We start from the raw sequence: 18,160 nt of genomic DNA on the forward strand, positions 1-18,160 counted from the left end.
TTCAGGGTCAGGGTTTGCGGCGGGTGATGAGCCACGAGGCGGCGACGACCGCGACGCTGGCGAACAGCAAGAGCGCCGAGATGGCGTAGATTTCCGAGCTGAGATTGCGGCGCAATTCGCCCATCAGATAGGTGGGCAGGGTTTCCTGCCCCGGCGATTTGACGAAAGTGCTGACCACGACATTATCCAGCGAGATGACGAAGGCCAGCATGAAGCCCGCCAGCACGCCCGGCGCCATCAAGGGCAGGGTCACGCGGCGGAAGGTGTAGAAACGGCTGGCATAGAGATCCATCGCCGCCGTTTCCAGCGTGAGATCCATCCCCTCCAGCCGGGCGCGGATCGGCATATAGGCAAAGGGAATGCAGAAGGTGGAATGCGCGATGATCAGCCAGCCCAGCCCGTGATAGCCGGTGGCCTGCTTGATTTGCGCCAGAAGGATCATCAGCGCGACTGCGAGCACGATTTCCGGCACCAGAAGCGGCTGGTTCAGGACCAGATAGATCCCGCCCTCGCCCCGGAACCGCCGCCCCCGCGTGGTGGCGAGCGCGGCCAGTGTCGCGCAGAGCGTGGCGACAAGCCCCGCCACACTGGCCACGATCAGCGAGTTCCGCGCGGCATTGCGGAAAGCGGCATTCTCCAGCGCGGCGGTGAACCAGCGCAGCGAGAATCCTTCCCAACGGCCGATCACCGGGCCTGCGTTGAAAGCATAGATCACAAGGATCAGGACGGGGGTGTAGAGCACCACGAAGGTGATCAGGGCGATCCCCGAAACCCCCGGCAGATGCCGGACGGAAAAGCGTCGGTCAGCCATCACGCCCGCCTTTCGCGGCGGTGGCGCGGACATACCAGACCAGCGCCCCGGCCACGACCAGCGTCAGCACCACCGAGAGCGCGGCCCCCAGCGGCCAGTTGCGGCCCTGCCCGAATTGCAGGTCGATCAGGTTGCCCCACATCATCGCCCGTCCGCCGCCCATCAGGCGCGGCGTGACATAGGCCCCGAGCGCGGGGATGAAGACAAGGATCGACCCGGCCACGATCCCCGGTTTCATCAGCGGCAGGATCACCCGGCGCAGGCAGTAAAGCCGCGAGGCATGCAGGTCATAGGCGGCCTCTGCCAGCCGGAAATCGAATTTCTCGATGGCGGCATAGACCGGCAGCACCATCAGCGGCAGGAAGACATAGCTCATCCCCAGCAGGACCGCGCCATTGGTGAACATCATGGCAAAAGGTGCATCAATGACCCCCATCGACAGCAGGATGCGGTTGATGGTGCCATCGGCGCGGATGACTTCCTGTATCGCGATGGTGCGCACCAAAAGGTTGGTCCAGAAGGGAATTGTGATCAGAAACAGCCAGAAGGCGCGGGTTGACGGGTGCCGGGTGGCGATGAACCATGCGGTCGGCAGGCCGAAGACCAGCGTCAGCGCGGTTGTCGCCAGCGCCAGCGCGACCGAGCGGCCGAGGATCGTGACATGCGCCCAGGCGATGCCCAGCGTGTCGTCAAACAGGTCGCGCTCGGTAAAGACCCCGGCCCAGCCCCTAAGCGAGAATTCCCAGATCACATTGCCATAGAGGCCGGGGGCGAGAAAGGAATAGACCACCATCACCATCAGCGGCAGGATCGAGAAGAGCGTGATCACGATCATGGCCGGGCTGGCCAGCGCCCAGCGGCGGCGCAATTCGTCGCGCCACACGCGGGTTTCGGGGGTGGATGTCTCAGCCATGCGCGGCCTCATCGGGCAGGAGCCGCAGCGCCTCCAGCGGCAGGAAGGCGTTGACCGCCGCGCCCTGCTCCAGCGCGGTGCCCGAATGCAGGCTGTTCTGGGTCCGCGCGACCAGCGTCTCGCCTTGCCCCAGCCGCAGATGCACATGCGTGTCGGTCCCGGAAAAGACCAGCCGCTCGACCCGGCCTTCGACCTGCAGCGCCTGCGGCACGGAGTGGCCGATGACCACATGCTCGGGCCTGACCAGCACCGTGACAGGGCCGCTGCGCGCATTGGCCCCGGCCAGCGGCGCGGGCGGCAGACCGGCCAGCGTGACGCTGCCGCCCCGCGCCTCGCCTTGCAGGAAATTCGTATCGCCGATGAAGCCCGCGACAAAGCGATTGGCGGGGTCATCATAGAGCGTGCGCGGTGTGGCGACTTGTTGCAGCCGCCCGCCTTCCATCACCGCGATACGGTCCGACATGGTAAGCGCCTCGTCCTGATCATGGGTGACGAAGATGAAGGTCAGGCCGGTTTCCTGCTGCAACCGCTTGAGTTCGGTCTGCATATCCTTGCGCAGTTTCAGATCCAGTGCGCTGAGCGGTTCGTCCAAAAGCAGGATGCGCGGCTTGGGGGCCAATGCCCGCGCCAGCGCCACGCGCTGTTGCTGCCCGCCGGACAATTCCGAACTGCGCCGGTCGCGCAGATGGCCCATCTGCACCAGATCCAGCATCTCGGCCACCCGCGCTTTGACCTCTGTGGCCGGGCGGCGCTGTGCCTCCAGCCCGAAACCCACATTCTGCGCCACGCTCAGATGCGGGAAGAGCGCGTAGTTCTGGAACACGGTGTTGACGGGGCGGCGGTTCGGCGGGATCGCGGCGATATCGCGCTCGTCCAGCACCAGCCGCCCTGCGGTCGGCTGTTCGAACCCCGCAATCAGCCGCAGCAGCGTGGTCTTGCCGCAGCCCGAGGGGCCGAGAAGGGTGAAGAACTCGCCCTCTGCAATCGTCACATCCACAGCGCGCAGGGCATGATAGGCGCTTGCGCCGATACCGAAGGTTTTTGACAGGGACTGAACTTCCAGCATGCGGCGCCTTTTCGCGTTCGACTGGAAAGAAAAGTTATTGACTAAAAAATTTTTGTCAATAAATATTTTTATAGAGTTAAAAAAGGTGACAGCGATGGCCGAGGGTGTTCTTGACGATTCCGCAACCGGGTTGCGCGACCGGAAGAAGGCGCGCCGTCGCGACGAGATTATCGCCGTGGCGCGCGACCTGTTTGCCCGCAACGGCATTGACGCCACCACGATCAACGATATCGCCCAGGCCTGCGATATCTCGGCGCCGACCGTGTTCAATTATTTCGGCTCCAAGGACGGTATCCTGATCGCCATCATCGACGAAGGCACCCGCAATGCCCGCGCGGGCGAGTTTTCGCGCCGCAGCCGGGATGGCATGCCGCTTCCTGACGTGGCGGAAGCGCTTTTCTCGCGGATCGCCGCGCAAACATTGGCCATCGCCGGAAAGCGGGTCTGGCGCTATGCGGAATCCTCGGCCATCCGCCACCCCAATGCCGAACTTTCGCAGACTTATCGCGAGGTCACAGAGGCGCTGATCGGCGCGATCGCCTCGGTCTTCGATGAGTATTCTCTCACTACCCGCGCGGGCAAGCCTGCCAGCAGTGCCCAACTGGCCGAGATGCTGCATGATCTGTGGCTGCCCTGCTTCATCCGCCTGATCACCGAAGACGCGATGACGCTCACCGACCATGACGCATTGGTGCGCGCGCGGGTGCTGCCGCTGCTGGATCTGGCGCTGGAGGACGCGAGCCTTCACTCCCCCCGCCGCAAGACCGGAAACCCGCAATGACGCCAAGCCTGATCCTGTACAATGCGCGGATCCTGACCATGGATCCGCGCCGCACCCGTGCTTCGGTAGTGGTGGTTGCGGGCGACAGGATCCTAGCGGTGGGCGAGGAGGAACTGCGCGCGCTGGCCGGTCCCGGAACCCGGCTGATCGATGCGGGTGGCGCGACGCTGCTGCCCGGTTTCGTGGAATCGCATCTGCATCTGTTTTCGGGCGCCTATGGGATGACGCATATGCAGCTTGGGGGTGTGCAGGGACTGGACGCGCTGCGCGTCGCTGTCGCGGAGTTTGGCGCCGCCAATCCTGATGCGGCGCTCTTGTTCGGGCAGGGGGCGGATTACGCGATGCTGGGGCCGGATATGGCGCTGGACCGGCATGTGCTGGATCAGGTCTGCCCGGAGCGCCCGCTGGCGGTGATGGCCTATGATTTCCATACGCTTTTTGCCAATACCGCCGCACTCCGGGCCGCCCGGCTGCTGCAGGGGCGCGATCTGCCGCCCGGCAATGAGGTGGTGATGGGGCCGGACGGGTGCGCAACCGGCGAGCTGCGCGAGAAACTGGCGCTGTTGCCGGTGCTGGAGCTGCGCAATACCGGCGGGCGGGAAATGCTGGGCATGTCGGGGATAGAGCCGCCCGTGCCGCCCACCGAGGCCGAAAGGCAGGAAGATCGCGCCGCGCTGAAACTTGGCCTGCGCCATGCCGCGCAGCATGGGATCACCGCCATGCATAACATGGATGGCAACCGCTATCTGCTGGAATTGTTGGAGGATCTGCAGGGCGCGGGCGCGCTGACGGCCCGCGTCAAGGTGCCCTTCCACCTGACCCCTGAAATGGACCTGTCGGAACTGGAGCGCGCCAGTGCGATGACGCGGGATTTCAGGACCGACAAACTGTGCTCCGGGCTGGTCAAGATGTTTCTTGACGGGGTGATCGAAAGCGGCACAGCGGCGCTGCTGGCCCCCTATGCTAACCGCCCCGGTCATCGCGGCGAGACATTGTTCACGCCCGAACATTTCCACGCCGCCGCGACAGAGGCCGACCGGCGCGGGCTGCAGATCGCGGTGCATGCCATTGGTGACGCGGCGGTGCGGCTGGCGCTGGACGGCTATGCCGCTGCCGCCGCCGCGAATGGCCCGCGCGACAGCCGCCACCGAATCGAACATGTCGAGATGATCCACCCCGAGGATATTCCGCGCTTTGCGGTACTTGGTGTCACCGCCTCGATGCAGCCGCCGCATGCGCCTGTGGGCGAAAGCGGCACCACGGCGGGCATCGGGCCGGAGCGCACGCGCCATGCCTATGCCTGGCGCGGGATCGTCGAGACGGGGGCGGATTTCGCCTTTTCTTCGGACTGGCCGATTGTGCCGATCTCACCGCTGGCGGGTATAGAGGCGGCGATGACCCGCGAGCCCTGGCTGCCGGGCCTGCCTGATCAGCGGCTGAGCCTGCATCAGGTGCTGGAAGCCTATACGATCCGTGGCGCGCGTGTCGGCCATATGGATCATATCACCGGGCGTATTGCGCCGGGGATGAAGGCCGATCTGGTGCTGCTGTCGGGGGATATCGAGGCCACGCCCCATGACGAGATCGGGGCCATGGGCATCCGGCTGACGCTTTGCGATGGTGAGATCACGCATGAAGCCTGAAAGCCCCGATATGACCGCGCCGGGGGCGTGAGCTATCCCGCGTGTATGCGGCAAACGGGCCTGAAGCTCAGCGGGCGATGCTCAGGAACGCCTGCTCCAGCCGCGCCCATTCGCTTTCGCAGCCGGGCAGGCCGAAGCGGATCCATGTCGGGGAATAGGGGAAGATGCGCGTCCAGATTTGCGCCTGTGCAAATTGTTCCTGCGCGGCGATTGCATCCGGCGCGGCATAGGTCCGAAACAGGCCGGTGCCCCCGATCAGCTGCCATCCGGCGCGGGCGGCCATGCTGTCCAGCCGCGCGGCATCGCTGGCAAGGCGTGTCCGGGTCTGGTCCTGCCAGTCGCGATCGGCCAGGGCCAGACGACCGATTTCCAGCGCGGCACCGCTGACCGGCCACGGCCCGGCGTGATCCGCGATCCGGGCGATGGTCTGCGCGCCCGCCAGCGCGAAGCCAAGGCGCAGCCCGGCCAGCCCCCAGAATTTGCCGAAAGAGCGCAGCACGATCAGCCGGTCGCTGGCCTGCGCGGCAAGCGACAGGGTGGGCGCGACATCAACGAAGCTTTCATCGACAATCAGCCGCGTGACCTTGGTGCTGAGCCTCAGCAGCGCCTGCGGGTCATGATGCTGGCCGTCGGGATTGTTGGGGTTCACGACCACCGCCAGATCAGCGCCTTCAAGCGCGACAAGGGTCGCGACCTCACTCACCTCCCATCCTGCCGCCCGCAGGGCTGCGGCATGTTCGTTATAGGTGGGGCTGAGGATGTGCGCGCGGCCCGGATTTGCAAGATGGGGCAGGATCTGGATCGCGCCCTGCGCGCCTTGCAGAGCGATCATCGGCGCGGCGGTCGCGAAACCCGCCTGCGCTGCGCGGATCAGCGCGTCCTGCGCGCTGCGGGTCGGCAGGTCGGTCCAGACATGGGCGGGCAGGGGCGGCAGCGGATAGGGCTGGCGGTTGATCCCGGTCGACAGGTCGATCCAGTCACTGCCGCCAAACCGGGCTTTCGCCGCGTCGATATTGCCACCGTGGTCGCGCATTCTGTCCTCCGGGCCTGCGCGGTTGCTGTGCCGTCCCGTGGCGAAAAGCGCAAGCCCGTGCCGCACAGCTTTGTCACCTCAGAACCTTCACCTTTTGCCGTAATAGAGCCCGACGACATGCTCGGCCTCTGCGAAGAAGAGCCAGCGCTGGGCCGCCATGCCGGTCAGATGCAGGACCAGCGCGAGGGTGATCGTGCCATAGCTCGCGGGCAGCATCAGCAGCAGTGCCGGGATGATCGCGCCGAAGCCAAGGGCGATCAGGCGCAGCTTATGCGCATGTTTGCGGCCCACCACATGGACCATCTCGCGCAAGAGATAGTTGCGCCCGGAATGGGGCGGCTCCAGCAGGCGGACGCGACCAAGGGCGCCAAGCCCGGTTGCGGTGCCCGTGTTGCTGCCCGATTGCACGAAACGGCGGTCACCCGCGACCCAATGCGCGACCATTGCTGCGGCAAGGGCCAGCATCAGCCAATGGGCGAGGGTGTTTCTTGCGGCCAGCATTGCGCCACCGGCAAGGGCTGCGAGGACGAAAACCGGCGGGGTGGACCAGTGATGCCAGCGCGGCACGGCCCTGATCTGGGCGTAGATCATCGCGGTGGCAAAGATCGTGGCCAGTGCCAGCACCGCACCAAGCCCGCCGAATAGCGGCAGGGGTGTTGCAGCGAAAGCGGAACTCGCGGCATGGGGGGCCATCACGGCCAAACTGGCGGTGGCCAGCACCGCCTCGCGCGAGAGCCAGCTTGAGCGCCATTGCGTAAAGGCTTTGAGCGCGCGTTCGGGGTGGCCAAGGTGGAAGGCTGCGGCGATCAGCCCGGCGCCCGCCAGCCCATAGCCAAGGCCAAAGAGGATGAAGGCCGCAAGGCCAAGCGGCGCGCTGAGACCGAAGCCGAGCCAGACCAGAAGGCCGAAGCCAGTGCCGGAAAGCACGGTGAAAAGGATGAGCGAGGGGGCGGGATGCATCGCTCAGAGCCTTTCCAGCGCGCGGTCGAGCCAGCCGAGAAAGCCTTTGGCGGTTTTGGGCGCGGGCTCGCACATGCTGGCAAGATCAGGGACATCCAGCGTGTCGCGCCCGCGCGGGGGCAGGTATTTGTTCACTGGCGCTGTGCCCTGTTCGGGCATCAGATCGAAGCCACCTCGCGCGGCGCTGAGTTTCGAGACATGGCTGTCCGGGTCGCTGAAATCGCCGAAATGGCGCGCGCCTGCCGGGCAGGTACGCACGCAGGCGGGGGTTCGGTCCTCTTCCGGCAGGTTCTCGTTATAGATGCGGTCGACGCAGAGGGTGCATTTCTTCATCACCTTCTCCGCGCCATCCATTTCCCGCGCCCCATAGGGGCAGGCCCAGGCGCAGAGGCCACAGCCGATACAGGCGGATTCGTTCACCAGAACGATCCCGTCCTCGACCCGCTTGTAGCTGGCCCCGGTCGGGCAGACCGTGACGCAGGGTGCATTGTCGCAATGCAGGCAGGATTTCGGGAAATGCACGACCATGGGCGGGGCGGTCTCGCGCGTGACCTCGAATGTATGGACGCGGTTGAGGAAGGTGCCTTCGGGGTTGCCGCCATAGGCGTCGAGATCCGCGAGCGGCGCGCCGTAATTCTCGGTATTCCAGCCCTTGCAGGAGATCACGCAGGCATGACAGCCGACGCAGGTATCAAGGTCGATGACAAGGCCAAGCTTTTTCTGAGTGGTGGCGGGCAGTGTTGTCATCTGGGGCGCGCCTCTGGCGTCAGGCTGGGGGCGGGGTTGTATTGAGTATTTTTGGCAAGAAAATGGGGCATGGATCAGGCTTTGACCTGATGTGTCAGGTTTTCGGGCGCTGCCGGAACAGGGGATGTCTGCGCCGGGTGGGCCGGATAGCTGCGGCTTTGGCCTTTCGGGGCTTTCTCGATACGCACGCGCAGGTCATACCATGCCGCCTGCCCGGTGACGGGATCGGAATTGGCCCAGCGGAGCCCGTCGCCCTTGGGCGGCAGGAGTTCATGAATCAGGTGGTTGAGAAGTGCGCTTTGCGTGGCCTCGGGGGCGTCTTCGCCCAAGGCCCAGGCGCCGCGCCGTTTGGCGACGGCGTTCCATGTCCAGACGGTGCGGGCGTTCAGCGCGTCCATGCGCAGGACGGGCAGGGTGATCTTGCCATGGGGCGAGGTGAGGGTGGCCCAATCGCCCTCGGTGAAGCGCTGCTCGGTCCAGATCTCGCCCGAGACATAGAGCGGTGTATGGCCGTGGATCTGGCGCAGCCATGCGTTCTGGCTGCCCCATGAATGGTAATGCGCCATCGGGCGCTGGGTCAGGGCGTGCAGCGGGTAATCCTCGGGGTCGGTCCCGGCATCGGTGAAGGTCGGATACCAGAGCGGCAGCGGGTCCATGGTGTCCACCAGCCGCGCGCGCAGATGATCCGGGGGCTGGCGGAGGCCATGGCCCTCGGCGGCAAGCTGGAATTTGCGCAGCGGTTCGCAATAGAGGTTGAACAGATAGGGCTGCGGGCTGTCATAGAGGCCGCGCGCCACCGCCCAGCCCTGATAGGCGGCGTTCCAGGGTTTGTAGAACTGCGCCTCTGGCGGAATATGGTCGATCCAGAAGCCGCCATTCTCGATATAGCGCGCGATCTGCTCGGGATTCGGGGCGCCGCGCCCCTGCGCGGTGCCATCCGCCCCGCGAAAGCCTGCGAGCGGGCCGATACCGGGGCGGCGTTCGTGATGGGTGATATACTCGGCATAGTCGCGGAATTTGGGCCTGCCATCCTCTGTCACCATGCCGGGCAGGCCAAGCCGCGCACCCAGATCCAAGAGCACCGACTGGAAAGGGCGCACATCGCGGTCGGGCTGCACCACGGGCCAGCGGATACTGTCTGCCAGCGCCCCGGCCTCGCAGATCGGGCGGTCCAGAAGCGAGATGCAGTCATGGCGTTCCAGATAGGTGGTGTCGGGCAGCACCAGATCGGCGAAAGCCACCATTTCGGAACTATAGGCATCCGAATAGATGATGCGCGGGATACGGTAGCTGCCATCCTCCTTCTGGTCGGTCAGCATCTCCATGACCTGAGACGTGTTCATGGAGGAGTTCCACGCCATATTCGCCATATAGAGAAACAGCGTGTCGATCTCATAGGGATCGCCCGCATGGGCGTTCGAGATGACCATATGCATCATGCCATGCGGTGACATCGGCGCGTCCCATGAAAACGCCTTGTCGATGCGTTTGGCGCTGTTGTCATCATTGATCAGCAGATGTTCCGGGCCCAGCGGATAGCCCAGATGCGGCCCGTCAAGCGGCTGGCCGGGGGTGAAACCGGCATGGGGGCGGGGGTGCGCCTCGGGCGGTTTGGGATAGGGCGGCTTGAAGCGGAAACCGCCGGGGGTTTCCACGCTGCCGATCAGGATTTGCAACAGATGCAGCGCGCGGCAGGTCTGGAAACCGTTGGAATGGGCCGAAACCCCGCGCATGGCATGCATGGCGACAGGGCGGCCGGTCATGGTCTCATGCCGCTGGCCGCGGAAATCGGTCCAGGGCTGGTTGATGGTGATTTCCTCGTCAAAGGCCACGCGCGCGATCTCGGCGGCAATGGCGCGGATGCGCGGCGCAGGGATGCCGCAACGCGCGGCCACGTTCTCGGGCGCATAATCGTCGGAGAGGTAGCGATCCGCCAGATGGCGGAAGACGGGCAGATGGGTGACACCGCCGATCCTGACCCCGCTCGCCAGATCGGGGGAGATGCCGGGGCTGTCCCATGCCACGGCCCGCCCGCTGCGGCGGTCACGCACCAGCGGTTTGCCATCTTCCCCGCGCAGGAACAGGCCCTTGTCGGGGCCGTCATGGGCATTCACCAGATAGGGGGCGTTGGTGTAGCGGATCAGATAGCCAAGGTCGATCTTGCCTACCTGCAGCAGTTCATGCACCAGCGCGAGGATGAACAGGCCATCAGTGCCCGGCGTGATGCCCACCCAGTCATCGGCCACGGCATTATAGCCCGTGCGGATCGGGTTCACCCCGATCACCCGCGCACCCCGCGCTTTCAGCTTGCCCAGACCCATCTTGATCGGGTTGCTGTCGTGATCTTCTGCCACGCCGAAGAGCAGGAACAGTTTCGTGCGGTCCCAGTCGGGCTGGCCGAATTCCCAGAAGGCGCCGCCCATTGTGTAGATGCCCGCCGCAGCCATATTGACCGAGCAGAAACCGCCATGCGCGGCCCAGTTGGGGGTGCCGAAAGCCTGTGCCCACCAGCCGGTGAAGCTCTGGCTCTGGTCGCGGCCAGTGAAGAAGGCGAGTTTTTCGGGTGCGGTCGCGCGCAGCGGCGCCAGCCAGTCGGTCGCGAGTTGCAATGCCTCGTCCCAGGAGATTTCCTGAAATTCGCCCGATCCACGCGGGCCGACCCGCTTGAGCGGCGCGCGCAGGCGGGCGGGCGAGAGGTGCTGCATGATGCCCGCGCTGCCCTTGGCGCAGAGCACGCCCCGGTTCACCGGATGATCGCGATTGCCCTCGATATAGGCGACCTTGCCGCCCTTCATATGGACATTGATACCGCAGCGGCAGGCACACATGTAGCAGGTAGTCTTGCGGACCTCCTCTGAGACCTGTGGCGACAGGTTCACGATGGGTTGCGTCATGCCCTGCTTCCTCCCATGCGTTCCGGTTTGTGGCACCAAATTGGAACGATGTACCGCTATCAGTGCAGAAACAGGGAGGATATGTCCAGAATTTTGATGCGGATAGCGCCAGATCGCGCTGTCAGAATCTCAGGCGCGGGACTGCAGCCAGCGCCGGATCAGATGCAGGACCAATACGACGATCCACCCGGTCAGGGCCATCGCGCCAAGGGGAAGGGTCATCAGCCCGAACCATGTCATGACGAAGAGGACATACAGCATGCCGCCTAGGTCGATGCCAAGCACGACGCAGGAATGGACCGTGGCTTCGTTCAGCCTGCAATCATGTGCAGAGGCGATCACGCTGGCCAGAAATCCCCCGAGCAGGGGGGCGGACGCGAAGAGCAGGAGTCCTGCCAGTGACCAGAGATAGGCTTTCCACGGAAAAGCCCGCCCCGCGGTCATGCGATACGTCGGAAGATCGACTCGCCGGTCGAATTGTCGAAAAACGGCACCGAGGGGGCAAGCGCCTCGCCCTCGATATGCGCCTGTGCCTCGGCCAGAACAACCTCGGTGATGAAGGGCAGGTTCAGGCGCCTCGCCTCGCGCAGCGGCACCCAGTGCAGATGGCTGAGCTCGTCGCAGGCGGCAGAGAAATCATCGAGATCGCCCGTGACCGCCTCGGCCTGTGCCAGAAAGAAGCGCGCATCGAAGCGCCGGGGGCGACCGGGGGGCGTGATCGCGCGGAAAATATAGCGCAGATGGCTGGCATCGGGGATCAGCCCCTTGGCGGCAAAGCCCTGCCAGTCGGCGGGCGGCGCGGGCCAGTCGCCGGGGGTGCCAAGGATCAGTCCGGTTTCTTCCCAGAGTTCGCGGATGGCCGCGACGGCAAGCGCGTGCGGCCCGGCATGGCCCTGCGCCAGACGCGCCATGCAGGGCACAGGCATCGGATGCGCGAGCGGGATGGCCGCATCCTCGGCATCGACCGCGCCACCGGGAAAGACGAATTTATCGGGCATGAAGACCGCTTTCGCCCCGCGCTGGCCCATCAGGACACGTGCATCAGGCCCTGTGCCCCGGATCAGCAGGATCGTCGCTGCGTCGCGGATGGCGGTCTTGTCAGTGCTGTCTTGCATCCTTCCCCTCGAACCCGTGCATGCGGCGCGACCATTGGATGGCGACGATCATGCCCTTGAAGCGGGGAAGAAGGAACAGGGAAAGTGCGACAAGCAATGTGGCGAAGAGCGAAAACAGCACCGCCGGATGCAGATCCCACAGGAACATGGCCGCGACCATCATCGGCGTGACCGTCTTGAGCGTGACCAGCATGGTCAGATAGGCCGGGCCGTCATCGGCGCGCTGGTGGCTCAGATCCTCGCCACAGGCGGGGCAGGTATCGGCCACTTTCAGAAAGCCCTGCAGCATCGATGCTTCGCCGCAGGCCGGGCATTTGCAGCGCAGGCCGCGCAGAATGGCCGGGGTGAGGGGGCGGTCGTCCGGGGTTTCGGTCTTGTAGCCGGTGTCGGCGAATGTCATGGCAAAGTCCTGTCGTTGAAGCCCCCGATATAGGCTTTTTGCAGAAAAAAGATACCCGTGATGTGTGATTTGCGGCACCATGCCGCAAGCTTTGGCGGAAAGCTGCGACGGAACCGGGCGGGGAGCGCGTTTGATGTCATGTCCGGGGTACAAGAGGCGCCCCATCTGACAGGAGAACAACAGATGACACGACCGATTCACATGATTCTGGGCGCTTGTGCTGTCCTGATGCTGCCCGCGCTGGCCGAGGCCCGCAGCATGGGGCAGGGCGGCCCGATGCTGCCCGGTTTCGAGGCGATGGACGCAGATGGCAGCGGTCAGGTGACGCTGGAGGATTTTCAGGCCGCCCTTGCCGATCCGCGCGGCCAGATGCGCGAGCAGATGATCGCGCGGCTGATGCAGGAAGCCGATGCCGAGGGCAGGCTGGATGAGGATGCCTTGCGCGCGGGGCTGGAAGCCTATGCCACAGAGCGCCGGGACGCGCGGCGCGCAGCGATGCAGGCGCGGCTTTTCGCGCGGATTGATGCCAATTCCGATGGTGTGATCTCTGCAGAGGAATATGAAGCCTTCCGCAACCGGGCTGCCGAGCATATGCAGCGGCGCGGGATGCGGGGCGAGCACCGGATGGAGCGGCATCGCCAGCGTTGAATGACAGGCAGGGCGGGCGCAGACCCGCCCCGCAAGACGGCAGGAAGCAGGCAGTGCTGCAGGATGTGACCGAAGGCAGTGAACAGGCGGCATTGCTGGCGCGGGTCGTCGCGCGCGACCAGTCTGCGGCGGCGGCGCTGACCGATCTGATTGCGCCCCGTGTCCTGCGCTATGCCGCGCGGATGCTGGGCAGTCGCGAAGAGGCCGAGGATGTGACGCAGGAAGCCATGTTGCGGCTGTGGAAGATGGCACCGGACTGGCAGGCCGGGCTGGCCGAGCCCGCGACCTGGGTGTTCCGGGTGGCGCGGAACCTGTGCACGGACCGGTTGCGGCGGCGCAAGCCGATGGTGCCGGAACTGCCCGATCTGCCGGATCCGGCGCTGGGGCAGGATGCGCGGCTGATGCGCACTGCGCGCGCCCGTGCACTGGAAGCGGCGCTTCTGGACTTGCCGGAACGGCAACGCGAGGCGGTGATCCTGCGGCATCTGGAAGGGCTGTCCAATCCCGAGATTGCCGCCATCCTGATGGTGGGGGTCGAGGCGGTGGAAAGTCTGACGGCGCGGGGGAAACGGCGGCTGACCGCCATTCTGGCGGGAGAGCGCGAAGCATTGGGGTTTGAAGATGACGACTGAAGAGTCTGACCGTCGCGATTCTGATCCGCTTGCGGCCTTTCTGGAGGCCGCCCGCGCGGAAGCCCCGCAGCTTTCGCCCGGATTGCGCGCCCGGATCATCGGGCAGGCAGGACCAGCCCCCGCGCCCGAAGCCGCCGGACCGGGACGGCTGCGCGGCTGGCTATCGGGCTGGGTGCTGTCGGGTCTGGCCGGTGGCGTGACAGCGGGGCTGGCGGGGCTCTGGGTCGGCTTTGTCCTGCCAATGCCTGTCGCCGCGCTTGATGCGCCGCTCTGGATGCAGGATGCGCTGAGCTATGTGGACATGATCACTATGCCCCTGATCGGGCTGGATGATCCGCTGCTGATGGGAATGTAGGCGATGGAGAACATGGAAACACGGAAGCGTTTTCCCTGGCTGAAAGCGGCGCTGGCGGTTTCGGTCATGCTGAATCTGGCGGCGCTGGGCGTGTTGGGGGGGATCATCACCCGCGCCGGCTCTGATGGGTCGGTGATGCGCGCCGCGATCTCCGCGCTGCCTGCGGATGAGCGGCGCAAACTGCGGCGCGAAACCCGCGAGATCTGGCGCGCCGCCCGCGCCGAGCGTCCGGGTCGTCCGGCGGCCCCGGCGATGATCGCGGCCCTGCGCGCGGAAGAGTTTGACGCCGATGCCTTTGCCGCAAGCCTGCAGCAGGCGCAGGATCGTCTGGTCAGGATGAGTTCCGAGATGCATCTGCGTCTGGTGAACAGCGTCAGCGCGATGACGCCTGAACAACGCCATGCTTATGCCGATGCCTTGCAGGAACAGATGCGCGCGCGCCGCTGGCATCCGCGCAGCGAGGCCGCGCGCGGAAACTGAGCGGGGCAAATCAGGCCACGGCAGAAAAGCCAAGCGCAACCCGGTTGCGACCCGAGGATTTGGCTGTATGGAGCGCCTGATCGGCCTGATCAATCAACCGCTGGATCTGTGCGCTGACAGGTTCGGCCGATGCCTGCTGGCTACCATCGTGCACGCTCACGCCGATCGAGGCGGTGATGCGCAGCCGCGTGTTATTCGGACCGGTCCGGTATTCGGCGCTTTCGATCCGGCTGCGGATCTGCTCGGCCATGGCGCGAGCGGAGAGCGCGTCCAGACCGGGCAGGGCGAGAAGAAACTCCTCGCCGCCGAACCGGGCCAGAAGATCGTCGGATCTGACGGCAGATGCCATGCGCGCGGCAACCTCGGTCAGAACAGCATCCCCGCTCAGATGTCCGAAAAGGTCATTCACCTGCTTGAAATTGTCGAGATCGATCATCAGAAGCGCGAAATGGCGCGCAGGCGTATCGGCGCGACCCTCGATCATCTCGGTCAGGCGCGACAGGGCATGGCGACGGTTGAACAGCCCTGTCAGCGCGTCGCGCGAGGCAAGATCCAGTTCTGCCCCAAGCGCCAGGCGCAGCGCATCGGCCCATGTCTTGCGCCGGATCACCGCGTCCAGACGCAGGCGCGTTTCCTCCGGGTCCAGCGGCAGGCGCAGCACGATTTCCGCGCCCAGATCCAGCACCATGCCGCATTCCACCGTCATGTCCTGCGGCAGGATCGCCACGATGGGGATCTGGCGCGTCATCGGTCGCGACTGCAATTCCGAGATGATGGCCAGACCCTGCCCGCCGATGATCTCGGGCGCGAGCAGGAACACGTCGGGCAGCGCACTCTGCTGTGGCGGGTTCAGCGCGTCGGACATCGCGATGCGCATGTCGATGGGTGCGGCGATGTCCGACGCGCTGCCGCCTTCGGGCTCGACGAGACCGACCCGGCCGGAGCGGGCATTTGTGCGCACCGCATCTGCCAGACCGGCGCGCAGGGCGGGGGTTTCCTGCCCCTGATAGTCGCGTTCCAGCGCGCTGCGGCGCAGCAGCGCGCGCAGCCGCGACAGCAGATAGTTTTCATCCAGCGGCCGGACGAGGAAATCATCGGCCCCTGCTGCCAGCGCCGCCAGCCGGTTCGCACGGCTGCCCTGTGCCGAGAACAGGATGACCGGAATATGCCAGGTGCGCGGATCGGCGCGCAGCATCCTGCAGACCTCTGCCCCGTCCAGATCGGGCAGACCGCAATGCATGAGCACCAGATCCGGCAATTCCCTGCGCGCGAGGTCAAGCGCTTCCTGACCGCTATGCGCGAGCAGCGTGTCATAACAGGCGGCGGATAACCTTGCCCGCAGGATAACGCGGGAGATCGAGAGATCATCCACGACGAGAACGCGGTTTGGCATCTATGCTGCCCCTTGCTGGTTGACACATCCTGCTGCAGTGAAGAATGCAGTGTCGCAGATCGCTGCATAGGGTTAAGGAATACGCATCAATGGTTAACAACTCTTTAAACACGCAGGTTTACCGCCCATGACCCCCGGACGCGCCGAAGAGATCGCGGCAGATGCCCTGCTCTGGCTCTGCGCGCAGGAGGCGTTGCTGCCGGTCTTTCTGGCCGCGACCGGCGCCAGCGCGGCGGATCTGCGCGACGGGCTGCAGGCGGGCGGGGATCCGGCGCTGGGCGGTGCTGCGCTGGATTTCATCCTGATGCGCGACGAGACCGTTATCGCCGCCAGTGGGGCGCTGGGCCTTGCCTTCGATCAGCTCGCCCTTGCGCAGGCGGTTCTTTCCGGTGCCGGACAGATGCACTGGACCTGAGCCCCCTTGACTTCCGCCCCCGCAGCCTGTGTATCGCCCAAAGCCTGAACTCCAGCATCTGAAGGGGCCGATCATGCATGCCTATCGCAGCCATACTTGCGCCGATCTGCGCGCTGCCCATGTGGGCCAGACCGTGCGTCTGTCCGGCTGGGTGCACCGTATCCGCGATCACGGGGGCGTGCTCTTCGTCGATCTGCGCGACCATTACGGGATCACGCAGGTTCTGTGCGACAGCGACTCGGCGGCTTTTGCGGCGATTGAAAAGCTGCGCGCCGAATTCTGTATCCGCATCGAAGGCACGGTCAAAGCGCGCGACGCCTCGCTGGTGAACACGAAGCTGCCCACTGGCGAGATCGAGGTCTATGTGCGCGGGGTGGAAGTGCTGGGCGCGGCGGATGATCTGCCGCTGCCGGTCTTTGGCGAGCCGGAGTATCCGGAAGAGACGCGGCTCTCCTACCGCTTCCTCGATCTGCGCCGCGACGGGCTGCACAGCAACATGATGCTGCGCTCGAATGTGGTGCGCTCGATGCGCCAGCGGATGTGGGACACGGGATTCACCGAGTTCCAGACGCCGATCATCACCGCGTCCTCGCCAGAGGGCGCGCGCGATTTTCTGGTGCCTTCGCGGCTGCATCCGGGCAAGTTCTATGCGCTGCCGCAGGCGCCGCAGCAGTTCAAGCAGCTGATCATGGTCTCGGGCTTCGACAAATATTTCCAGATCGCGCCCTGTTTCCGCGATGAAGACCCGCGCGCTGACCGCTCGCCGACCGATTTCTACCAGCTTGATGTCGAGATGAGCTTTGTCGAGCAGGAAGATGTCTTTGCCGCCGTGGGGCCGGTGCTGCAAGGCGTGTTCGAGGAATTTGCGGACGGCAAGACCGTGGATCCCTGCGCTGACTGGCCGCGCATCCCCTATGCCGAGAGCTTGCTGAAATACGGCTCTGACAAGCCCGACCTGCGCAACCCGATTGAAATGCAGGTGGTCAGCGAGCATTTCCGCAGCTCTGGCTTCGCGATCTTTGCGAAACTGCTGGAAAATGAGGGCACCGAGATCCGTGCAATCCCCGCGCCCACCGGTGGGTCGCGCAAATTCTGCGACCGGATGAACGCTTTTGCCCAGGCGCAGGGGCTGCCGGGGATGGGGTATATTTTCTGGCGCGCGGGCGAGAGCGGGCTGGAAGCTGCAGGACCATTGGCCAAGAATATCGGGCCTGAGCGGACCGAGGCGATCCGCACCCAGCTTGGGCTGGGCGAAGGCGACGCCGCCTTCTTCCTCGGCGGCAAGCCTGCGCAATTCGAGGGTGTGGCGGCGAAAGCCCGCGATGAGATCGGGCGCGAGCTGGGGCTGACCGAGACGAACCGTTTCGCCTTTGCCTGGATCGTCGATTTTCCGATGTATGAGGCGGATACTGAATCCGGCAAGATCGACTTCTCGCATAACCCCTTCTCGATGCCGCAAGGCGGCATGGACGGGCTCTCGGGCGATCCGTTGCAGGTGAAGGGCTATCAGTATGATCTGGCCTGCAACGGCTATGAGATCCTCTCGGGCGCGATCCGCAACCACAAGCCCGAAATCATGTATCGCGCTTTCGAGATCGCGGGCTATCCGGCCTCTGAAGTGGACAAGCGCTTCGGCGGCATGGTCAAGGCGTTCAAATTCGGTGCGCCCCCGCATGGCGGTTGTGCCGCCGGGATTGACCGGATCGTGATGCTGCTGGCGGATGAGGCGAATATCCGGCAGGTGATCATGTTCCCGATGACCCAGCGCGCCGAGGATCTGCTGCTGAAAGCCCCGTCGGAGCCGACCAATGAGCAGTTGCGCGAATTGGGGCTGCGGCTCGCACCCAAGGACTGACGGAAGGGCCGCAGGTAAG

At 65.0% G+C, this 18,160-nt stretch carries 19 protein-coding genes; 8 read left to right on the forward strand and 11 right to left on the reverse strand.

From position 1 onward, the window contains the following. Positions 1–7: 7 nt before the first annotated feature. Genes BG457_RS00640 through BG457_RS00650 form a run of 3 tightly spaced genes read right to left on the reverse strand, consistent with a single transcriptional unit; the run spans position 8 to position 2,790 of the window. Positions 8–811 (reverse strand): ABC transporter permease, encoded by an 804-nt coding sequence (locus tag BG457_RS00640; RefSeq protein ID WP_071795006.1) that lies wholly within the window; start codon positions 809–811, stop codon positions 8–10. Beyond that, a complete protein-coding gene (locus BG457_RS00645) occupies positions 804–1,724 on the reverse strand; it encodes an ABC transporter permease (protein ID WP_071795115.1) in 921 nt (306 codons plus the stop codon). Before BG457_RS00645 ends, BG457_RS00640 begins: the two co-directional genes overlap by 8 nt. Beyond that, positions 1,717–2,790, reverse strand: coding sequence for an ABC transporter ATP-binding protein (locus BG457_RS00650; protein WP_071795007.1), 1,074 nt, complete (start codon positions 2,788–2,790; stop codon positions 1,717–1,719). The genes BG457_RS00645 and BG457_RS00650 overlap by 8 nt, the downstream gene beginning before the upstream one ends. A gap of 94 nt (positions 2,791–2,884) precedes the next feature. Here BG457_RS00650 and BG457_RS00655 point away from each other — a divergent pair, with 94 nt between their 5' ends. After that, positions 2,885–3,571 (forward strand): TetR/AcrR family transcriptional regulator, encoded by a 687-nt coding sequence (locus BG457_RS00655; RefSeq protein WP_071795008.1) that lies wholly within the window; start codon positions 2,885–2,887, stop codon positions 3,569–3,571. Next, positions 3,568–5,214, forward strand: a complete 1,647-nt coding sequence (locus tag BG457_RS00660; RefSeq protein WP_071795009.1) for an amidohydrolase — start codon at positions 3,568–3,570, stop codon at positions 5,212–5,214. The genes BG457_RS00655 and BG457_RS00660 overlap by 4 nt, the downstream gene beginning before the upstream one ends. Before the next feature lie 67 nt (positions 5,215–5,281). On the opposite strand, the gene cobD is transcribed toward BG457_RS00660, so the two are convergent. From cobD to BG457_RS00695, 7 genes are all read right to left on the reverse strand, one after another. Further along, entirely contained in the window at positions 5,282–6,247 is a 966-nt protein-coding gene (cobD, locus tag BG457_RS00665) for a threonine-phosphate decarboxylase CobD (protein WP_071795116.1), read from the reverse strand. A gap of 87 nt (positions 6,248–6,334) precedes the next feature. Next, a complete protein-coding gene (locus BG457_RS00670) occupies positions 6,335–7,207 on the reverse strand; it encodes a dimethyl sulfoxide reductase anchor subunit family protein (protein WP_071795010.1) in 873 nt (290 codons plus the stop codon). 3 nt (positions 7,208–7,210) lie between these two features. Further along, positions 7,211–7,954, reverse strand: a complete 744-nt coding sequence (locus BG457_RS00675) for a 4Fe-4S dicluster domain-containing protein (protein ID WP_071795011.1) — start codon at positions 7,952–7,954, stop codon at positions 7,211–7,213. Between the two features lie 74 nt (positions 7,955–8,028). Then, complete coding sequence (locus BG457_RS00680; RefSeq protein ID WP_071795012.1) at positions 8,029–10,848, reverse strand: molybdopterin-dependent oxidoreductase; 2,820 nt, start codon at positions 10,846–10,848, stop codon at positions 8,029–8,031. A gap of 129 nt (positions 10,849–10,977) precedes the next feature. Then, positions 10,978–11,292, reverse strand: coding sequence for a hypothetical protein (locus BG457_RS00685; RefSeq protein ID WP_071795013.1), 315 nt, complete (start codon positions 11,290–11,292; stop codon positions 10,978–10,980). Next, positions 11,289–11,963 carry an NUDIX hydrolase gene (locus BG457_RS00690; RefSeq protein WP_071795014.1) on the reverse strand — a complete coding sequence of 225 codons (675 nt, stop codon included), beginning with the start codon at positions 11,961–11,963 and terminating at the stop codon, positions 11,289–11,291. Before BG457_RS00690 ends, BG457_RS00685 begins: the two co-directional genes overlap by 4 nt. Continuing rightward, positions 11,947–12,363 carry a DUF983 domain-containing protein gene (locus tag BG457_RS00695; RefSeq protein WP_071795015.1) on the reverse strand — a complete coding sequence of 139 codons (417 nt, stop codon included), beginning with the start codon at positions 12,361–12,363 and terminating at the stop codon, positions 11,947–11,949. The genes BG457_RS00690 and BG457_RS00695 overlap by 17 nt, the downstream gene beginning before the upstream one ends. A 183-nt stretch (positions 12,364–12,546) precedes the next feature. On the opposite strand from BG457_RS00695, the gene BG457_RS00700 reads away from it, so the two are divergent. Genes BG457_RS00700 through BG457_RS00715 form a run of 4 tightly spaced genes read left to right on the forward strand, consistent with a single transcriptional unit; the run spans position 12,547 to position 14,478 of the window. Continuing rightward, positions 12,547–13,011: an EF-hand domain-containing protein gene (locus BG457_RS00700; protein WP_175546693.1), complete on the forward strand. Its 465-nt coding sequence runs from the start codon at positions 12,547–12,549 to the stop codon at positions 13,009–13,011. Positions 13,012–13,064: 53 nt separating this feature from the next. Beyond that, positions 13,065–13,643, forward strand: coding sequence for a sigma-70 family RNA polymerase sigma factor (locus BG457_RS00705; protein ID WP_071795117.1), 579 nt, complete (start codon positions 13,065–13,067; stop codon positions 13,641–13,643). Beyond that, positions 13,633–13,998 (forward strand): hypothetical protein, encoded by a 366-nt coding sequence (locus tag BG457_RS00710; protein WP_071795017.1) that lies wholly within the window; start codon positions 13,633–13,635, stop codon positions 13,996–13,998. Before BG457_RS00705 ends, BG457_RS00710 begins: the two co-directional genes overlap by 11 nt. A 12-nt stretch (positions 13,999–14,010) precedes the next feature. After that, positions 14,011–14,478 (forward strand): periplasmic heavy metal sensor, encoded by a 468-nt coding sequence (locus tag BG457_RS00715; protein ID WP_175546694.1) that lies wholly within the window; start codon positions 14,011–14,013, stop codon positions 14,476–14,478. Between the two features lie 10 nt (positions 14,479–14,488). On the opposite strand, the gene BG457_RS00720 is transcribed toward BG457_RS00715, so the two are convergent. Continuing rightward, on the reverse strand, positions 14,489–15,871 hold the full coding sequence (locus tag BG457_RS00720) for a diguanylate cyclase (protein ID WP_071795019.1): 1,383 nt from the start codon (positions 15,869–15,871) through the stop codon (positions 14,489–14,491). 127 nt (positions 15,872–15,998) lie between these two features. Between BG457_RS00720 and BG457_RS00725 the strand changes: the two genes are divergently transcribed. After that, a complete protein-coding gene (locus BG457_RS00725; protein WP_071795020.1) occupies positions 15,999–16,286 on the forward strand; it encodes a DUF3572 family protein in 288 nt (95 codons plus the stop codon). Positions 16,287–16,359: 73 nt separating this feature from the next. Continuing rightward, complete coding sequence (gene aspS, locus BG457_RS00730; protein WP_071795118.1) at positions 16,360–18,141, forward strand: aspartate--tRNA ligase; 1,782 nt, start codon at positions 16,360–16,362, stop codon at positions 18,139–18,141. Positions 18,142–18,160 lie beyond the last annotated feature (19 nt).

Source organism: Natronohydrobacter thiooxidans, assembly GCF_001884735.1.
GTDB classification, from domain to species: domain Bacteria; phylum Pseudomonadota; class Alphaproteobacteria; order Rhodobacterales; family Rhodobacteraceae; genus Roseinatronobacter; species Roseinatronobacter thiooxidans_A.